Below are 17,037 nucleotides of genomic sequence, written 5' to 3'. Positions count from 1 at the left end.
CGTATCTTGAAGCAAGTCGAGGTCGCTTCGATCAGTCTTCGTTGGCCTTGACGGTGACGCCGAGCGTCTTCGGCAGGTCGGTCGGATTGGACATGGCGCCCGCCATGATCAGCGCGAACGGCACCGACGCCGGCGGCTTGGCCGAGATTTCAAGACTCTTCGGGTCGTCGAGATATTTGCCGACCGCCGCCGTTACCTGCGCCGTCAGCTCGGGATTGTTGAGCTGTGCCATGCCGAACGGCACGATCGCCTTGGCCTGGTTGGCGATGTCCTTGCCCGACATGCCTTGCTGCTTGCCGACATAGTCCAGCACCTTGTTGGTCAGAGAATCGTCGTCGAAACGGATCGAGGCGCTGTTGAAGGAAAGCTGCTGCAGCAGCCCGAGCATGGCCATGCCTTGTGCGGAATTGTCGGCGCCTTCGGGCCGTGCCGCCATCTTCTTCTGCATTTCCTGCAGCGACTTGATGAAGTCGAGCGTGTAGCCGCCGAGATCGAAGGTCATGCCGAGCGTTCCGGCATTCTCGACCGAAATGTTGTATTTCGACAGCTCCATCTTGCCGTCCGTGGGCTGCCAGGTGCCGGCCATCTCGAAATTGCCCGCAATGTTCTGGTAGCCGAGTGCGTTGATGACTTCCTTCGACTTGGGATCCTCGACCAGCGTCAGGTCGGCATTGAACTTCTCGGTGGTGCCGGTGAATTCCATCGCCTTGCCGTCCGCCGGCGGCGTGATCTGGATGGCAAGCCCATCCATAGAGAAGGCCGTCTTGTCGGCGACCTTGACCGTCATGTTCGACAGTTCGGCGGACTTGTACATCATCAGCGAGCCCAGCGGGCCTGTGGCGCCATCGGCCGGAACCGTCATGTCATGGATGACGAGGGGGCTCAAATTGAGGGTGACGCCGTCCTTGCTACGTTCGAACGCCGAGGTCGACACGGTTGCGATATCATAGCCGCCATTGGCTTCGGTCACGCCTTCGAGTTTGACGTCGCCGATCGCAAAGGCCTCCTTTTCCGCACCCGGTTTGATGGATACGCCCTGCAACACCATGCTGGCGTTGTCGCCGGTCACGCCGGTCCAGGAAATATCGACGCCCTGCGCGGCAAGCGCCGCCTTCAGCCGGTCGGCGACTGCGGTGTCCTGGGCGAGCGCCGCGTTCAGCGGCAGTGTGAGCAAGAAGGTCGAAAAGGCGAATTTCCTGAGAGTCGAGCGTTTGATTGTCATCGCGAATGCCCCTGCGAGTGTCCTGAAAATTATTTTTCAATTTTTGGCGCCATCACCCTTCAGTGACGAACTGGACGGGAAAAAGGCGCATCCCGCCACAATGGTCAAAAATCGCGGCGAAAGGCAAACCCGATCCGAACATGCTGGAGACCGGGCCGCCGCCGAGCGTCGTCGCGCTTCGCAATAGAGACGGCATGTAACGGATTGATGTTGGCTGGCGGGCTTGCCTGCGGCTTCGTGTTGCAGGGCAGGGCATGCACCCGCTTCAAGGCTTGCCCTCTTGCCGCGAATCGCCCGCTCGGCTAGTTCCAGCCCATGGGAAAAAGGCTTTTGCCGCCTGACAATGGTGGCGGCGATCACATCGAACCGGTCGATCTGAAGAAGGCGCTGGAAGAGCGCTATCTTGCCTATGCGCTGTCGACCATCATGCACCGGGCGCTGCCCGATGTCCGCGACGGGCTGAAGCCGGTCCATCGCCGCATCATGCACGCCATGCGCCTGCTGCGCCTCAACCCCGACCAGGGCTTCGCCAAATGCGCCCGTATCGTCGGCGAGGTTATGGGCAAGTTCCACCCGCATGGCGACCAGTCGATCTACGACGCGCTGGTGCGATTGGCGCAGGATTTCTCGATGCGCTACCCCCTGGTCGACGGCCAGGGCAATTTCGGCAACATCGACGGCGATAACGCCGCCGCCATGCGCTACACCGAAGCGCGCATGACCGATGTGGCGACCGAGCTGCTCGCGGGCATCACCGAGGATGCCGTCGACTACCGGCCGACCTACAATGAGGAGGACGAGGAGCCGGTGGTGCTCCCGGGCGCCTTCCCCAACCTGCTGGCCAACGGCTCGTCCGGCATCGCTGTCGGCATGGCGACATCGATCCCGCCGCACAACGCCGCCGAACTTTGCGACGCCGCCCTTCACCTGATCGAGCATCGGGACGCGCCGGTGGCCAAGCTGATGGATTTCGTCCAGGGCCCGGATTTCCCGACCGGGGGCATCATCGTTGACAGCCGAGCCTCCATCCTCGAAGCCTATGAAACCGGTCGCGGCGGCTTTCGCGTGCGGGCAAAATGGAGCCAGGAAGACCAGGGCAGGGGCACCTGGAGCATCGTCGTCACCGAAATCCCCTATGGCGTGCAGAAGGCGCGGCTGATCGAGAAGATCGCCGAGCTCCTGATGGCGCGCAAATTGCCGCTGCTCGAGGACATCAGGGACGAAAGCGCCGAGGACATCCGCGTCGTGCTGGTGCCCAAGAGCCGTTCCGTCGATCCCGGTATCCTGATGGAATCGCTGTTCAAGCTCACCGAGCTTGAAAGCCGTTTTCCCCTCAACATGAACGTGCTGTCGCGCGGCAAGGTGCCTAACGTCCTGTCGCTGAAAGGCGTGCTGCAGGAATGGCTCGAGCATCGCCGCGACGTGCTGATCCGCCGCTCGAAACATCGCCTCGGCGAGATCGAAAGACGGCTGGAGATCCTTGCCGGCTACCTGATCGCCTATCTCAATATCGACGAGGTGATCAAGATCATCCGCGAGGAGGATGAGCCAAAGCAGGTCATGATCGCCCGCTGGTCGCTCACCGACACCCAGGCCGAAGCCATTCTCAACATGCGCCTGCGCGCCCTGCGCAAGCTGGAAGAATTCGAGATCCGCAAGGAATTCGACGGCCTCACCGCCGAAAAGAAGCAGATCGAGGCGCTGCTTGCGTCCGAAGCCAAGCAATGGGGGACGATCAAGTGGGAGGTTGCGAGCCTGCGGGACAAATTCGGCCCCGAGACCGAGCTCGGCAAGCGCCGCACCCAGTTCGCCGATGCGCCCGAGCATGACCTGACCGACATCGCGCATGCCATGATCGAGCGCGAGCCGGTCACCGTGGTGGTTTCGGAAAAGGGCTGGCTGCGGGCGATGAAGGGTCATCTGACCGATCATTCGCAGCTTGCATTCAAGGAAGGCGACAGCCTGAAACTCGCCTTCCCTGCGCAGACGACCGACAAGATCCTGGTGTTCACCACCGGCGGCAAGTTCTACACAATCGGCGCCGATCGGCTCCCGGGCGGGCGCGGCCATGGCGAGCCGATCCGCATCATCGTCGACATGGACAATGACCAGGACATCGTCACGGCCTTCGTCCACGATCCGAAGCGCAAATTGCTGCTGGTCTCGCATGACGCCAACGGTTTCATCGTGCCCGAGGAAGAGGTCGTCGCCAACACCCGCAAGGGCAAGCAGGTGATGAACGTCAAGGCGCCCGACGAAGCCAAGCGCTGCGTGCCGGTCGGCGGCGATCATCTGGCTATCGTCGGCGAGAACCGAAAGATGCTGGTGTTTCCGCTGTCCGACATTCCGGAAATGAGCCGCGGCAAGGGCGTGCGGCTGCAGAAATACAAGGATGGCGGCCTTCTCGATCTCAAGCCGTTCACGCTGGAGACCGGCCTTTCCTGGCAGGATTCGGCCGACCGTACCTTCACCAGGTCACGCGAGGAATTGGCCGAATGGATCGGCGCCCGCGCTTCGGCCGGCCGCATGGTGCCGAAGGGTTTCCCGAGGACGGGGAAATTTGGGTAGCGCCCTCTTCCTTCTCCCCTTGTGGGAGAAGGTGGATCGGCGCGCAGCGCCGAGACGGTTGAGGGGTGTTCCAGCGGAGTGAGGCGTTGGCGTTCCCTGGAACACTCATCCGACCGGGCTTCGCCCGGCCACCTTCTCCCACAAGGGGAGAAGGAAGAGACGCTACCCACTCATTTGGACTATCGTCACGATTGCTGCACTATATCAGTGCATAAGCAGCGGGATGGCCGGGGAGAGACGAGCGTTTGAAGGAAGCGAAGATCCAGAAACCGGGGCAGCGCCTGTTCGGTCTGTCGACGCCGCTCAGAGCCGCCGTCATCCCACCGCTCTCAGCGGCGCGTTGGCTGCTGGTGCTGATCGTTGCCGCCGGCGTCTATTTCTTCCACGGCTTCCTGTTCCCGGTGCTGGCCGCGCTGGTCATCGCCTTCGCGAGCTGGCCGCTCTACCGGCGGCTTTTGGCCGGTGTCGGCGGCAACCGCACCATCGCCGCCACCTTCGCCATATTGTTCATCCTTGCCTTCCTGGTGATACCGATTGCGCTCGCGGGCACCTACGCCATCAACGAGGTGCGCGAATGGGTCGGCTGGGCGATCGAGACCAACCGGCACGGCGCCCCCACGCCGCACTGGATCGCCACGCTGCCTGTCGTGGGAGAATGGCTGAACCAGCAATGGACGACCAATCTTGGCCATCCCGGCGGCATTGGCGAACTGATCCAACTGGTCAGCGGCGCCAATATCGGCAGCATCTATCGCGGCGTTCTTGCCGCCGGCGGCAGCGCCTTCGGCCTGCTTTTGACGCTTCTGTTCATGATGATCGCGCTGTTCTTCGCCTATCGCGACGGCGAGCATTTCGCCGGCCAGGTCGACCGGCTCGGCGAGCGCATCCTGCCGACGAGGTGGGAGCGTATCTCGCGCGTCGTGCCGGCGACCATTTCCTCGACCGTGACCGGCATGACCGTTATTGCCATCGGCGAGGGGTTGGTGCTGGGCATCGCCTACTGGCTGGCCGGCGTGCCGTCGCCGGTGACGCTTGGCGCCCTGACCGGCGTCATGGCGCTGATTCCCGGCGGGGCACCGCTCTCCTTCACGCTGGTTTCGATCTATCTCGCTGCCAGCGGCTCACCGGTGGCCGGCCTGGCTTTGTTCATCTGGGGGACGGTCGAACTGTTCATCGTCGACAAGACCTTGCGACCGAAGCTCGTCGGCGGGCCGATAAAACTGCCCTTCCTGCCGACCTTTTTCGGCCTGATCGGCGGCGTCAAGACGATGGGCTTTCTCGGCTTGTTCATCGGCCCGGTGCTGATGGCGCTGTTGGTGGCGATCTGGCGCGAATGGCTGCGCGAGGTCGAGATGATGGACGAGATGCCCGCCTCCCCGGAACAGGAAGGCTCGCCGTCGCTGATCGAGATTGACGGCGAGGCGAAGAAGATTCAGGCTGGATGACGCACCGCAAGGGCGGCGCGGCGCCTGCGTCCGTCATGCAGCTGCCACACCGAATGAACCACCAATGTGACGATCAGGATCGCGCCGCCGATCAGGCTGTTGCGTGACGGCGTTTCGGAGAAGATCAGCCATACCCACACCGGTGCCAGCACGGTCTCCAGAAGGTAGAACATCGCCACCTCCGGTCCGGAGATGTATTTGGGGCCGGCCGCCAGGCAGAAGAACGAAATCGGCATGATCACGGCGCCGTTAAAGATGATCCACCAGGGCGCGCTCACATGGACGCCTTCACCTGACACCATGAAGGCCGCCAGCACGAGCGACGGAACCACCCCGACGAGCGCCGTGAAGCCCATGTCCTTGCCGCTGGCCCGCGAAATGGTGATGGCCACGGAAATGAAGAAGGCCGAACACAACGCCATGAAATTGCCGAACAGGTGTCCGGCGCCGACAGATCCGCCGACGATTACCAGCACGCCGAGGATCATGACCAGCATCGCCGCGAGCGTCACCGCCCGCGGCTTTTCGCGGAGAAACAACCAGGACAAGAGCGCGGCGAACACGGTGTTGAAGGCCAGGATGAACACCAGGTCGGCGGTCGAGGTGTAGAAGACGGCGGTGACGAAGGTGATCGAGGTCAGCCCGTAGCATATCGCGGCCGCAAGTCCCGACCAGCCTGGAATGAGCTGGGGCGCGTTTCGGCTCAGCGCCCGCCAGACAGCCCAGATGATCATTGCCGCGATGAAGGTGGCGGCCCCGCGCAAGAGCAGGATCGTCCATGCGCCGCCATCGGCGAGGCGGATCAGCGGAATGTCGAGGGTCAGCGTCAGGCCGCCAATGGCGGTTATCAGAAGGCCCTTCTGGTGGTCGCTGTGGGACGTCATTTGCGAACTTTCGTAATGAAATACAGATGGGACAGCCGATCGGCGCAATGACGCACTCTCCCGCCAAGCGGCTGAAAGACCAGCATCCCCTGCGTTGAAACAGTTAAACGTGGATCTTGGAAAAACTCAGCGTGAGACCGCTTCGTTGGTGTAGCGCTCCCAGCCCTTCGGGCCGAGATGCTCCTGCGGCATGAAGCGCATCTTATAATTCATCTTGCGCGAGCCGTTGACCCAGTATCCCAGGTAGACATGGGGCAGCCCCATCGCCCTGGCGCGAGCGATGTGATCGAGGATCATGAACGTGCCGAGAGACCGCTCCTCGAAGTCGGGATTGAAGTAGGAATACACCATCGACAGGCCGTCGGCCATCTTGTCGGTGAGCGCCACCGCGATCAGCTCGCCCTGTCCCTTGCCAGTGATGAAGGTATCGGGTCCGCGCCGGCGATATTCGATGACCTTGGTGTCGACATGGGTGTCCTCGACCATCATGGCGTAGTCCAGAACCGTCATGTCCGACATGCCGCCGCGGCGGTGGCGAGCATCGAGATAGCTGCGGAACAGCGAATATTGTTCGGTCGAGGGCTCGGCATTGTGCATCGCGCCGACGAGATCGGAATTGTGCTGCAGCACGCGCTTCATGTTGCGGCTGGCGACGAATTCCTGCGCCAGGATGCGCACGGAGACGCAGGCGCGGCAGGTTTCGCAGGCCGGTCTGTAGGCGATATTCTGGGAGCGGCGGAACCCGCCTTGGGTCAGGAGATCATTCATCTCCGACGCCTTGTCGCCGACCAGATGCGTGAACACCTTGCGCTCGAACTGGCCGTCGAGATAGGGGCACGGCGACGGCGCGGTCAGGAAGAACTGCGGCGACTGGGTCGGGTGCTGCGTCATCGAGTCTCGGAAACACTCCTTCGAATCGCTCTACCTTTGGCGCGGAAAGCGAAAAATTCAACAGGATTGTGAAGGCGTGGCCATGCGGACGCCTTCACATTTGCGCCGACGCCGCGGCGATGCTTGCGAAAATGCGCCTCAGCGGCTGGTGCGGCTGACCACCGTGCCGAGCAGCAGGTCGTGCAGCGTGCGCTTGCGATCGGCAAACAGCGTCACCAGCAGCACCAGCGGCGACAGGATGACGTTGCCGGCCCAGAACAGCACAGAATGGACCACTGCCGTGAGCCCGTCGATCGGCCTGCCGTCGAGCCGATCGAGCCGGATGCCCATCATCTTCATGCCCGTGGTCGCCTGGTCGGCGCTGCCAAGCGTGTTCCAGATGTAGAGGATCGCGACGGCCGGGACCAGGACGCCAAACAGCATCCAGCCAAGGCCGAGGGTCAAAAGCCCGAGGAAGAACACCAATATGGCGACAGGGATGGTGAGCAGCGCGACAATGACATAGTCGATCATGACCGCCAGGACACGCCGCGTGCGTACGCCTTCATAGGCCCTGACGTCGTCGAGCCTGGTGTTGATGATTTCGCCGTCGAGAACGCGAGCGTTCATGTCATTTCCTCGTAACAGGGGCCTGCTTAGCCTGCGCCCCACCTGCTGGGAAAATGGTAAAGGCTGATGGCGGAATCAAGATCGAGCCTTTGCCGGTAGGCAAGGCGGGCGAAGCGGCCGGCGGGCCGGTTGAATTCGCGCCTGACATGGCGTTAGCTTGTTGCGGCGCACCAAAAGCGCCAAGGGGCAGGGACGGGCAGGATGGATTACGACATGCTGGTCATTGGCAGCGGCCCTTCCGGCCGTCGTGCCGCCGTACAATCGGCCAAACTAGGCAAATCGGTATTGGTCGTCGACAGGGGGCGGCGCCTGGGCGGCGTTTCCGTGCACACCGGCACCATTCCGTCGAAGACGCTGCGCGAAACCGTGCTCAATCTCTCGGGCTGGCGTGAGCGCGGCTTCTATGGGCGCGGCTACCGGGTCAAGCAGGACATCTCGGTCGGAGACCTGGTCGAGCGCCTGCACAAGACCCTCGATCACGAGGTCGAGGTGCTGCAGCACCAGTTCATGCGCAACACGGTCAAGAGCGCCCGCGCCGAGGTGAAATTTCTCGGGCCCAACAGGGTCAGCCTGACATCGGACAATGGCGACTACAGTGAGGTCGGCTTCGCCAATGCGCTGATCGCCGTCGGCACGAGGCCGCACCGGCCGGGCGACGTGCCGTTCGACAAGAGCCGCGTGTTCGACAGTGACGAAATGCTCGAGCTCGACCGCTTGCCGCGAACGCTGACGGTCATCGGCGCCGGGGTCATCGGGGTCGAATACGCGACGATCTTTTCGGCACTCGACGTGCCGGTGACGCTGGTCGAGCCGCGCAACACGATCCTCGATTTCGTCGACCGCGAGATCGTCGACGACTTCATCCACCAGATGCGCGACCGCGGCATGACCATCCGGCTGGGAAGCGCCGTGAAGGAGATTGCCTCCAGGCCCGACCATGCAGAGGTCACGCTGGCCGACGGGCGCACCATACGTTCCGAGATCGTGCTCTACGCCGCGGGCCGCACCGGCAATGTCGGTAGCCTCAGCCTCGACGCGGTCGGCATCGAGGCTGACTCCAGGGGACGCATCAAGGTCGATCCGCATACCTTCCAGACCAGCGTGCCCAACATCTACGCCGCCGGCGACGTGATCGGCTTTCCGAGCCTGGCCTCCACCTCGATGGAGCAGGGCCGTGTGGCCGCCTGCCATGCCTTCGGCGTGACCTTGCCGCCGCCGCCGGAAACCTTTCCTTATGGCATTTACGCGGTGCCCGAGATCTCCACCGTCGGCCAATCCGAGGAGCAGGTGCGCGAGAGCGGCGCCGCCTACGAGGTTGGCGTGGCGCGTTTCCGCGAGACCTCGCGCGGCCACATCATGGGCGTCAACACCGGCTTCCTGAAGCTTCTGTTCTCGATCGAGACACGCCGCTTGCTCGGCGCGCATATCGTCGGCGAGGGCGCCACCGAACTGATCCACATCGGCCAGGCGGTGATCAATCTGGGTGGCACGGTCGACTTCTTCGTCAACAATACATTCAACTATCCCACGCTGGCCGAGGCCTACAAGATCGCCGGGCTGGACGCCTGGAACAGGATGGGGCAGGGCTGATCCTGCTGCTGTCAGCGAAGGGCGTTTTGCCGGTTCCTCAGGCGACAGGTGCGGGCGAGCCGAGCCATTGCCGGACGATTGCGGCATCGGGATCGCCGATCTCGTGACCGGACGCGATGATGCGCGCATCGACCGCGGCACCGCGCTGGCTGAGCAGCGTCACCAGCGCCGGCGCGAAGGGTCCGTAAGTCAGGTCGGCGGCGCCGGCGATGATCAAGGCCTTGATACCGGTCAGGTCGGTTGCTGGCGTCTCGTCCAGCACCGGCATCGGCCGCAGCAGCGCCGCCCGTCCGACAAGGCCAGGGTTGAGCAGCATCAGACTGGAAACCAGATTGGCGCCGTTGGAATAGCCGAGGAAAGCCGTGCGCTTCGGATCGATGCGGTGCCGCTTCATGGCTTCGGCCATGAAGCGTGCGAAAGCGGCCGTCTCGCGGCGGATGCTGGCCTGCTCGAAGCTGGTCGGCGTGATCCGCTCGAACCAGCGGAAGCCGTCGTCCTGGACGATGCGGCCACGCACGGCGACCAGGCAGGCATGCGGTGCGATCTGCCTCGCCAGCGGCACCAGGGTCGTCTCGTCGACACCTGATCCATGCAGCAGGAACAGGCATTCGTCGCTGGCCCCGCCGGATCCGAAGAAGCGATAGGGGAAGGCCAGATCCAGCCGCGGCGGGCTGTTTTCGACGCTTGGATCGCTCATGCCGTATCCTTTTGATTACATTTCATTTCACTCAATTTGCCGGCTTCAAAACGCAATATTTTCATGCTCCGCGAAAGTTGATTGAACCGGGCGCATTTCAGTCCGTTTCTGCGCCGATATACTCCATCGCGGAGGAATCGAAGCGGTGCGCCGGGGGTCGCATTGCTGGGCATGAACAACCAGCTTTGAGGCCTTTTGTCGATGACCACCCCAGTTCCAACCGAGCGCGATACGCGCATCGATGTGTTGCGTGCGCTCGCGCTGCTGACGATCTTCGTCGACCATGTGCCGGGCACGGCTTTCGAGACCCTGACCTACAAGAATTTCGGCTTTTCGGATGCGGCCGAGGCTTTCGTGCTGATATCGGGTATTTCGGTCGCGCTCGCCTATGGCACGAAGTTCCGCCCGGGAGGCCGGCTGCTCGCGACGCTGAAAATGTGGCGGCGGGCCGGCGTGCTCTACATCGCTCATATCGTCACCACGATGGTGGTAATGGCGTTGTTCTGTGCCGCGGCGGTGTTCGGCCGGCGGCCGGAACTGCTGAAGCTGATCAACATCGAACCGCTGATGAGGAACACGCCCGAGGTGCTGGTCGGCATCGTCACGCTCGGCCACCAGCTCGGCTACAACAACATCCTGCCGGTCTACGCGGTGCTGCTTTTGCTGGCGCCGGCCTTCTTGCTGTTCATCAGCTACAGGCCGCTTGCAGCGCTGACCGTGTCCGGCCTGCTATGGCTTGTAGCCGGCATCTGGCAGATCGCCCCGCCGAACTATCCCGAGCCCGGCCTGTGGTTCCTCAATCCGCTGTCCTGGCAGTTCCTGTTCAACATCGGCCTTGCCGCCATGCTGCATGTCAGGCGCGGCGGCGTCATTCCAGTCAACCGTTGGCTGACCGGTGCCGCCGCGGCCTATGTGCTGGCCGCGCTGGCATGGGTGCATAGTCCGCTTTGGGGGCAGGTGACCTGGTTCGACTTGCCGGTGGTGCTGACCGGCTTCGACAAGACATTCCTGTCGCTCCCGCGGCTGCTGCACATCCTGGCGGTCAGCTATCTGGTGGTGGCACTGCCTGTGGTCTCGAACCTGTTTCGCACCGGCCCCGACCATCCGCTGGCGATACTCGGCAAGCGCTCGCTGCCGGTGTTCATCGCCGGCACGCTGATCGCCATGGTTGCCCAGGTGATGAAACTGATCAATCCCGGCGGCCTCACTTATGACAGCCTGTTGCTCGCCGCCGGCATCGCCATGCAGTTCGCGCTCGCTTTTTATCTCGAATGGTTGTCGACCATCGGCGGTTCGGGGAAAGCCACGACGACGCAAAAGGACGCCAAGCCCGTCCAGGCGTCTTTCGGTATCTCGGTCGTGGCAAGAGCCAACCGCTGAGGTCGGCGAGCCGATTCAGCGGCGCGGCGGAGCCGAGGAGGCGCGCACGATCAGTTCGACCGGCAACAATTGCCGGCTGACCTTGCCGTCGCTTTCAAGAATCGCCTTGACCGCAAGCCGGCCCATCTCGGCGATCGGCTGTGCGACCGTGGTCAATGGTGGCTCGGACAACCCTGCTTCGGGAACGCCGTCGAAACCGATGACTGAAACATCATGGGGGACGTTCAGCCCTCGCGCGCTCAGCCATTCAAGCGTTGCCAAGGCCATTCTGTCCGACATCGCCAGGATGGCCGTGGGTGGCTCGCCGGAAGCAAAGATCGTTTCCAGCCCCGCCTTTGTAGTAGCGGCATCGTTGGCGGTTTCGTAGACGGGCACTTTGGACGTGTCGATGCCAACCCGCGAAAGCTCCCGGAAATAACCGGTGAGGCGATCGCGTGTCCCCGCATAGGCTGCGGCGCGAAGCTCCTCGGGCGAAATGAGGCCTGTCCTGCCATCGGCGAAAGGCAGCGCCAGCACGGTAAAGCGGCGATGCCCGAGATCCGTAAGATGACGTGCCGCCAGGCCGGCGCCGGCGATGTTGTCGACGCCGATCGCCGCGACGGACCCATCCTCCGAATCCAGGTCGAGCGCCACGAAGGGCAGCTTGCGCTCACGCGCCAATTCGACGAGGCGCGAGCCGCCTTCGATACAGAAGACGATGAAGCCGTCGACAAGGGCGCTCTGGATGTTCCAGGCAAGCTGTTCGGTGTTGGCGGCCGAGACTAACGATATGCCGGCCCCGGTCGCATCGCAGGCCTGCGAGATGCCCGCCATCATCACGCGCGCGAAGGGATCCTCGAAGAAATAGGAGAGGGGCTCCGCGGTGGCCACGCCGATGGCGTTGACCTTGCCTGCCCGCAGCAGGCGGCCCTTGGGGTCGGGGCCGGCATAGCCCATCGCCTCGGCCGTCGCGCGAACGCGTTCGCGGACTTCTTCGCGCACGATCTCGGGGCGGCTGAAGACATTGGAGGCAGTGCCATGCGAAACACCGGCGGCCTTGGCGATGTCGGCCAGCCGGACGGGTCGTCGATTGCCTGCGGTGAGTGACGCCATTTGTGCGTGCCTCCTGATATGCATTTAGCACGTTCCCGATTTGCATCTAGCACTTTCGTTGGATCGATTCAAATTTTGCTTGACCGACGGCTTCCATAAGCCTATCGTTGAATCGATCCAACTCAGATTTGCCTGTTGGATCAAACCTAGATGGGAGGTGCGCCATGCATCCGGTCAACTATCTTTTCGAAGACATCTACCGCAGCGACTGGAGCATCGGGGCGGCCGCCAAAAAGTCCAAGCGCCGCGGCGGAACAAGCCCGTGGATTCGCGATCTGCGCTTCCTGGTGGCGCGTAAGCGGAGCTGACTGGCGTGAATTTTTCGCGCCGGCTGATTGGATCGATTCAATTCAAATCAAGAGGAGAAGAGCCATGCATCCCCTGAAACATCTGTTCGACGACATCTATCGCAATTATTGGGGCATCGGCCCGGCCGCGGAGCGGCCAGAGGCGCCGCGCCGCGCGAAGCTCTCGGCGCGCAACCGCGATCTTTGGATCCGACTTGAACGTCGCCGGGATTGAAACCGGCCGCCCATCTCAGGGTCGCCGACGCACCACGGCGGAGACAGCTATGGCCAGCCAGCCTGCGATGAGCAGGGTGCCTCCGATCGGCGCCGACATCGGAAACAGCCTCGATCCGAGAAAATCGCGAGCGAGAAGATCGCCCGTGAAAAGCACGAGCCCGGCGAGCAGCACTAGGCTGGCTATCCGCAGCGGGCGATTCGCGTCGAGGAGACCGACGGCCAGAAACGCCGGTGCGTGCATCAGCAGGAAGGATGCCGCCGTACCGGTGAAGGCACCGCCGAGATGTGCGGCGGCCGCCGACAGCGCCACCCCCGCCGCGCCCACGATGCCGGCGGCGAGCACAAGCAGACGGCTGCCGGTCGTTTCGGCCAGGTTCATGTCGACGCTCCTTCGCTTGATCGGCTGGGCAGCTTGTCAGGGCTTGCCCGCTTCCATCAACATATGCCGCGTCCGCCGCGCCTGGACAATCCAGTTGTAGACCGCGCCGAGCGCCATCAGCACCGACGTGCCGAGAAACACCGCCCGCATGCCGAAATGGCCGCCGACGAAACCGCCGGCAAGCGGTCCGGCGACTTGGCCGACATATTGGGCCGAGATCGAAAGGCCGAGCACGTTGCCGCCGACGCCGTCGGGAATGTTGTGGCGGATGACGCTGGTGATGCAAGGCAGCAAACCGCCGAGTGCCAGGCCCATCAGGAAGCGCAGCCCGATCAGTTGCCAGCCGTCGGTGACGAAGGCCTGCGGAATGAGCAGCAGCGCCGACACGGCCAGCGCGCCGACGACGACGTTCCAATGACCGACGCGGTCGGCGAGCCTGCCAAGCCATGACGCCGACAGGATTGCGCCAAGGGCGGCAGCCGACATCACCACGCCGGCAACGAGCGTCACCCGGCTCTGGTCCTCGATCAGCTGCTGCACATAAACAGTGATGATCGGCTCGATCGACATGGTGGCGAAGGCCAGCAGCATGCCGGTCGTCAGCATGGCCACGACCGGACGCTTGTCGGCAATTTGCGACCAGCCGCTCTTCGGCTTTGCCGCCGTCGCGGCTTTGCTTGCTTGCGGGCGCTGGTTCTCCTTGATCAGGAATGTCGTGGCCAGGAAGGCAAGGAAGATGACGCCGCCGGACAACAGAAAGGTCGCGCGGATGCCGATTACCGGCGGCAGCGCGCCGCCGAGCAAGGGGCCGACCAGCGAGCCTGCCGTGATGCCAGCGGACAAGACACCGAGCGCCCAGCCGGAGCGGTCCTTCGGCGTCTGCATGGCCACCAATATCGTCGAGCCGGAGGAATAGCCGCCGGCAAAGCCGATCAGCAGGCGCAGCAGCACCAATTGCCAGACCGTCTCGACCATTCCGGTCAGCGACATGCAGATCGCCATGCCGAAGGAGGCGCGCACCAGCATCAGCTTCCGGCCGTAGCGGTCGCCGAGCCGTCCCCATAACGGCGCAACGAGGGCCGCCGCGAAGAAGGTCGCCCCATAGGCGATGCCCGACCATTGCACGATCGCCGCATGGCCCTCGACGCCCAGTTGCTCGACATAGAGCGGCAGAAACGGCAAGAGCAGGGTCATGGCGATGAGCGTGCTGAACGAACCCGCGAAGCAGACGGCAAGATTGCGCCGCCAGTGGATGTTGTAGCCGCCCTGGTCCGTGTCGTTCTGCGTCATGTCGTGCCTGCGTGTGTCAGGGGATTGTTGTGGATACCATTTTGGGATACCAAGTCGGTATCCGTCATGGACCCACAGCCCGACCGCTGTCAATGCGCACGTGAAAAGGCAACAACGATGTCGCAGATGCACAACGTCGAACGGCAGCTCCGCGAGATGATCCTTGGACTTGAGATCGGACCGGGTGAGAAACTCACCGAGCGCTGGATCGAAAGCCGCTTCGGCGCCTCGCGTACGCCGGTCAGGGCTGCGTTGCTGCGGCTCGAAACCGAGGGGCTGGTCGGCAGGGACGGGCGCGGCTGGACGGTCTCGCCCATCAACCTGACCGAACTCGAGCAGATCGCGGTCTACCGCGAAGCGGTCGAGGTCGCGGCCTTGCGGCTGACATGCGGGCTTGCCGACAGAAGCGCCGTCGATGTCGTCGAGGCTATGCTCGTCTCCTGCGACGACGACACTCCGCGCGAGGAATGGCATCGCGTCGGCATGGACTTCCACATCGAGCTGGCGCGACTGTCCGGCAATGAATTCCTGTTTCGGGCCGTCCGCGATGCGATGACCAGGCTTTCGCGCGCCCGTTGGCTGGAGGTACGCGATGGAGCGGCCCTTGGCCGCGCGTGGGCTGAACATCACGCCATCCTGGCCGCCGTGCGGAGCGGCGATGCACAGGAAGCCGGGCGCTTGCTCTCAGAGCATATCGTCGGCAGTCGCGACCGTCTGTTGACGTCGCTGGCCAATGATCGCCGCGGCCTTCGCGCCAGGGGATTCGCCGTCGTGGCGGCATAATGCAGCCTGCAGGGCAGGCCACTCGCCGCCGAAAAAAGGACCGCCGGCCCCGAGCCCCACTTTCGGCCTCGCTTCGTGGACGCCGATGGCGTAGGACCGGGCGATGGAAAACAACCGATTTGAAGTACCCGTGACCGTCAAATCAGTCACGGCGGGAAGTACACAGCTCTTACGCTCGGCCCGCGAGGCTTCCGACTATCTCATGAACAGCTGGCCCGGGAAGCGCACTCCCAAGCATCGCGCGGCGCTGCAGGCCTGCCACGATGCGCTGGCCGGCGACAAGCCGGCCATGAACGCAAGGCGCGCCTTTATCGCGGCGGCGCGTGAAGTGGACGTCTTCGTCAGCGACAAGGCGCCGGCCTGATCCAGGCCGGATTGCCGCCGCGCGCCGTCATTCCTCTGTTTCAGTCTCGGCGTCAGTCTCGGGTTTCTGACGCTCCCGCGCCGCAGCCTTGGCCGCCAGCTTTTCGGCCTTCTTGGCCGCCTTCTGGCGATCGCGTTCCTTGCGTTCCTGATCGTAATTTGGTGCTCGTGCCATAGCGGCTCCTTTTTTGCTGTTCTTGTGGGCTGACTACGCGTCGTTCGCCTTCCGAGGTCTCGGAGCCGGCACCAGGGTTCCTATAAGCTGCTTCGGTCGATCACAAGGTCGGCGGCGCCGAAACGCTCCTTTGCTGTCAACTGCTGATGCCAATAGGGATAGAGCAGGGGCGGGCGGCTGACCGCGTCGAGGCGATCACGTTCCTCGCCGGTCAGCGTCAGGCTGGCCGCCGCGATATTGTCCCTGAACTGGGCCTCGTTGCGCCCGCCGATCACCAGCGAGCTGATAGCCGGCCGGCCAAGCAGCCAGGCAAGCGCCACCTGTGCGGCGGACACACCGCGGGCCTTGCCTATTTCGACCAGCACATCGACGATCCGCCACAGCCGGTCCTCGTCGCGGATCGGCGGTTCGGACCAGCCGGCGACCTGGCGCGCGGTCGGGTTGTCACGGTGATACTTGCCCGACAGCAGGCCTCCCGCCAGCGGGCTCCACACCAGCACGCCCAATCCCTGGTCGACCGAGATCGGCAGCAGCTCGTATTCGGCTTCGCGTGCCTCGAGCGTGTAGTGGATCTGCTGGGTGACGAAACGCGGCTGATGGCGGCTGTCGCTGATGGACAGCGCCTTCATCACCTGCCAGCCGGAATAGTTGGAGCAGCCGATATAGCGGATCTTGCCCTGGCCGACCAGCGCATCGAGCGCGGCGATGGTCTCTTCGAGTGGCGTCACGCCGTCCCATTCGTGCAGGAAATAGATGTCGATGACGTCAGTCTTGAGCCGCTTCAGGCTTTTCTCGCATTCGCGGATCAAATGATGGCGCGACAGGCCTTCGTCATTGGGACCGTCGCCGATGCGCATGCGCGCCTTGGAGGCGATCAGCACGTCGTTCCTGCGCTTGCCGCCGAGTGCCTCGCCGATGATATCTTCTGACAGGCCGTCCGAATAGACATTGGCCGTGTCGATGAGATTGATGCCGGCATCGATGCACAGATCGATCATGCGCTTCGCTTCGGCGAGATCGCTGTTGCCGACAGCCGCGAACGGGCCTGCGCCGCCAAAGGTCATGGTGCCCATGGTCAGCGCCGAAACCTTCAGGCCGGAACGGCCGAGAGTGCGGTATTCCATGTCAGTCCTCGCGATTGAGAA

General features: G+C 63.3%; 18 protein-coding genes. 8 read left to right on the top strand and 10 right to left on the bottom strand.

Annotated elements, in window-relative coordinates; translation table 11 throughout:
* Nucleotides 1-31: 31 nt before the first annotated feature.
* Nucleotides 32-1,222: a hypothetical protein gene (locus LB533_RS09300; protein ID WP_224677058.1), complete on the bottom strand. Its 1,191-nt coding sequence runs from the start codon at nt 1,220-1,222 to the stop codon at nt 32-34.
* Nucleotides 1,223-1,537: 315 nt separating this feature from the next.
* On the opposite strand from LB533_RS09300, the gene parC reads away from it, so the two are divergent.
* On the top strand, nt 1,538-3,790 hold the full coding sequence (gene parC, locus LB533_RS09295) for a DNA topoisomerase IV subunit A (RefSeq protein WP_224677057.1): 2,253 nt from the start codon (nt 1,538-1,540) through the stop codon (nt 3,788-3,790).
* Nucleotides 3,791-4,035: 245 nt separating this feature from the next.
* On the top strand, nt 4,036-5,235 hold the full coding sequence (locus LB533_RS09290; RefSeq protein ID WP_140637781.1) for an AI-2E family transporter: 1,200 nt from the start codon (nt 4,036-4,038) through the stop codon (nt 5,233-5,235).
* Here LB533_RS09290 and LB533_RS09285 read toward each other — a convergent pair.
* From LB533_RS09285 to LB533_RS09275, 3 genes are all read right to left on the bottom strand, one after another.
* Nucleotides 5,223-6,119 (bottom strand): DMT family transporter, encoded by an 897-nt coding sequence (locus tag LB533_RS09285; protein WP_224677056.1) that lies wholly within the window; start codon nt 6,117-6,119, stop codon nt 5,223-5,225. The genes LB533_RS09290 and LB533_RS09285 overlap by 13 nt on opposite strands.
* A gap of 126 nt (nt 6,120-6,245) precedes the next feature.
* Nucleotides 6,246-7,010 carry an arginyltransferase gene (locus LB533_RS09280; RefSeq protein WP_140494092.1) on the bottom strand — a complete coding sequence of 255 codons (765 nt, stop codon included), beginning with the start codon at nt 7,008-7,010 and terminating at the stop codon, nt 6,246-6,248.
* A 138-nt stretch (nt 7,011-7,148) separates the two neighbouring features.
* Nucleotides 7,149-7,619 carry an RDD family protein gene (locus LB533_RS09275; RefSeq protein ID WP_140637783.1) on the bottom strand — a complete coding sequence of 157 codons (471 nt, stop codon included), beginning with the start codon at nt 7,617-7,619 and terminating at the stop codon, nt 7,149-7,151.
* A 201-nt stretch (nt 7,620-7,820) separates the two neighbouring features.
* Here LB533_RS09275 and sthA point away from each other — a divergent pair, with 201 nt between their 5' ends.
* Entirely contained in the window at nt 7,821-9,209 is a 1,389-nt protein-coding gene (gene sthA, locus LB533_RS09270; protein ID WP_140637784.1) for a Si-specific NAD(P)(+) transhydrogenase, read from the top strand.
* 37 nt (nt 9,210-9,246) lie between these two features.
* Here sthA and LB533_RS09265 read toward each other — a convergent pair whose 3' ends face one another.
* A complete protein-coding gene (locus LB533_RS09265; RefSeq protein WP_140637785.1) occupies nt 9,247-9,906 on the bottom strand; it encodes an alpha/beta hydrolase in 660 nt (219 codons plus the stop codon).
* A 201-nt stretch (nt 9,907-10,107) separates the two neighbouring features.
* On the opposite strand from LB533_RS09265, the gene LB533_RS09260 reads away from it, so the two are divergent.
* On the top strand, nt 10,108-11,286 hold the full coding sequence (locus LB533_RS09260; RefSeq protein WP_140637786.1) for an OpgC family protein: 1,179 nt from the start codon (nt 10,108-10,110) through the stop codon (nt 11,284-11,286).
* A 15-nt stretch (nt 11,287-11,301) separates the two neighbouring features.
* Here LB533_RS09260 and LB533_RS09255 read toward each other — a convergent pair whose 3' ends face one another.
* Complete coding sequence (locus LB533_RS09255; RefSeq protein ID WP_140637787.1) at nt 11,302-12,378, bottom strand: LacI family DNA-binding transcriptional regulator; 1,077 nt, start codon at nt 12,376-12,378, stop codon at nt 11,302-11,304.
* Nucleotides 12,379-12,542: 164 nt separating this feature from the next.
* Between LB533_RS09255 and LB533_RS09250 the strand changes: the two genes are divergently transcribed.
* Together LB533_RS09250 and LB533_RS09245 are read left to right on the top strand one after the other, a co-directional pair.
* Nucleotides 12,543-12,686 carry a hypothetical protein gene (locus LB533_RS09250; RefSeq protein WP_181169238.1) on the top strand — a complete coding sequence of 48 codons (144 nt, stop codon included), beginning with the start codon at nt 12,543-12,545 and terminating at the stop codon, nt 12,684-12,686.
* 64 nt (nt 12,687-12,750) lie between these two features.
* Nucleotides 12,751-12,900 (top strand): hypothetical protein, encoded by a 150-nt coding sequence (locus tag LB533_RS09245; protein ID WP_181169239.1) that lies wholly within the window; start codon nt 12,751-12,753, stop codon nt 12,898-12,900.
* A gap of 15 nt (nt 12,901-12,915) precedes the next feature.
* Here the strand turns inward: LB533_RS09245 and LB533_RS09240 are convergent, their stop codons facing one another.
* Together LB533_RS09240 and LB533_RS09235 are read right to left on the bottom strand one after the other, a co-directional pair.
* The gene (locus LB533_RS09240; RefSeq protein WP_140637788.1) at nt 12,916-13,281 is read right to left on the bottom strand and encodes a DUF423 domain-containing protein; all 366 of its coding nucleotides are present in this window, start codon (nt 13,279-13,281) and stop codon (nt 12,916-12,918) included.
* A gap of 36 nt (nt 13,282-13,317) precedes the next feature.
* Nucleotides 13,318-14,571 (bottom strand): multidrug efflux MFS transporter, encoded by a 1,254-nt coding sequence (locus tag LB533_RS09235; protein WP_140637789.1) that lies wholly within the window; start codon nt 14,569-14,571, stop codon nt 13,318-13,320.
* A 117-nt stretch (nt 14,572-14,688) separates the two neighbouring features.
* On the opposite strand from LB533_RS09235, the gene LB533_RS09230 reads away from it, so the two are divergent.
* Nucleotides 14,689-15,354, top strand: a complete 666-nt coding sequence (locus tag LB533_RS09230) for a GntR family transcriptional regulator (protein WP_140637790.1) — start codon at nt 14,689-14,691, stop codon at nt 15,352-15,354.
* Between the two features lie 130 nt (nt 15,355-15,484).
* On the top strand, nt 15,485-15,718 hold the full coding sequence (locus LB533_RS09225) for a DUF982 domain-containing protein (protein ID WP_246670991.1): 234 nt from the start codon (nt 15,485-15,487) through the stop codon (nt 15,716-15,718).
* A 27-nt stretch (nt 15,719-15,745) separates the two neighbouring features.
* Here the strand turns inward: LB533_RS09225 and LB533_RS09220 are convergent, their stop codons facing one another.
* Both LB533_RS09220 and LB533_RS09215 read right to left on the bottom strand, forming a co-directional pair.
* Nucleotides 15,746-15,892: a hypothetical protein gene (locus tag LB533_RS09220; protein ID WP_140560567.1), complete on the bottom strand. Its 147-nt coding sequence runs from the start codon at nt 15,890-15,892 to the stop codon at nt 15,746-15,748.
* Nucleotides 15,893-15,972: 80 nt separating this feature from the next.
* Nucleotides 15,973-17,016 (bottom strand): aldo/keto reductase, encoded by a 1,044-nt coding sequence (locus LB533_RS09215; RefSeq protein WP_140637791.1) that lies wholly within the window; start codon nt 17,014-17,016, stop codon nt 15,973-15,975.
* Nucleotides 17,017-17,037: the final 21 nt, after the last annotated feature.

The organism is Mesorhizobium sp. BR1-1-13 (assembly GCF_020165515.1).
GTDB lineage: Bacteria > Pseudomonadota > Alphaproteobacteria > Rhizobiales > Rhizobiaceae > Mesorhizobium.
This window is presented reverse-complemented; position numbering and strand designations above follow the sequence as displayed.

Coding starts and splice junctions, on each gene's coding strand:
- LB533_RS09230 (WP_140637790.1), top strand. CDS start 14,689: ATGTCGCAGATGCACAACGTCGAACGGCAGCTCCGCGAGATGATCCTT.
- sthA (WP_140637784.1), top strand. CDS start 7,821: ATGGATTACGACATGCTGGTCATTGGCAGCGGCCCTTCCGGCCGTCGT.
- LB533_RS09265 (WP_140637785.1), bottom strand. CDS start 9,906: ATGAGCGATCCAAGCGTCGAAAACAGCCCGCCGCGGCTGGATCTGGCC.
- LB533_RS09215 (WP_140637791.1), bottom strand. CDS start 17,016: ATGGAATACCGCACTCTCGGCCGTTCCGGCCTGAAGGTTTCGGCGCTG.
- LB533_RS09275 (WP_140637783.1), bottom strand. CDS start 7,619: ATGAACGCTCGCGTTCTCGACGGCGAAATCATCAACACCAGGCTCGAC.
- LB533_RS09285 (WP_224677056.1), bottom strand. CDS start 6,119: ATGACGTCCCACAGCGACCACCAGAAGGGCCTTCTGATAACCGCCATT.
- LB533_RS09300 (WP_224677058.1), bottom strand. CDS start 1,222: ATGACAATCAAACGCTCGACTCTCAGGAAATTCGCCTTTTCGACCTTC.
- LB533_RS09235 (WP_140637789.1), bottom strand. CDS start 14,571: ATGACGCAGAACGACACGGACCAGGGCGGCTACAACATCCACTGGCGG.
- LB533_RS09280 (WP_140494092.1), bottom strand. CDS start 7,010: ATGACGCAGCACCCGACCCAGTCGCCGCAGTTCTTCCTGACCGCGCCG.
- LB533_RS09220 (WP_140560567.1), bottom strand. CDS start 15,892: ATGGCACGAGCACCAAATTACGATCAGGAACGCAAGGAACGCGATCGC.
- LB533_RS09250 (WP_181169238.1), top strand. CDS start 12,543: ATGCATCCGGTCAACTATCTTTTCGAAGACATCTACCGCAGCGACTGG.
- LB533_RS09255 (WP_140637787.1), bottom strand. CDS start 12,378: ATGGCGTCACTCACCGCAGGCAATCGACGACCCGTCCGGCTGGCCGAC.
- LB533_RS09245 (WP_181169239.1), top strand. CDS start 12,751: ATGCATCCCCTGAAACATCTGTTCGACGACATCTATCGCAATTATTGG.
- LB533_RS09260 (WP_140637786.1), top strand. CDS start 10,108: ATGACCACCCCAGTTCCAACCGAGCGCGATACGCGCATCGATGTGTTG.
- LB533_RS09240 (WP_140637788.1), bottom strand. CDS start 13,281: ATGAACCTGGCCGAAACGACCGGCAGCCGTCTGCTTGTGCTCGCCGCC.
- parC (WP_224677057.1), top strand. CDS start 1,538: ATGGGAAAAAGGCTTTTGCCGCCTGACAATGGTGGCGGCGATCACATC.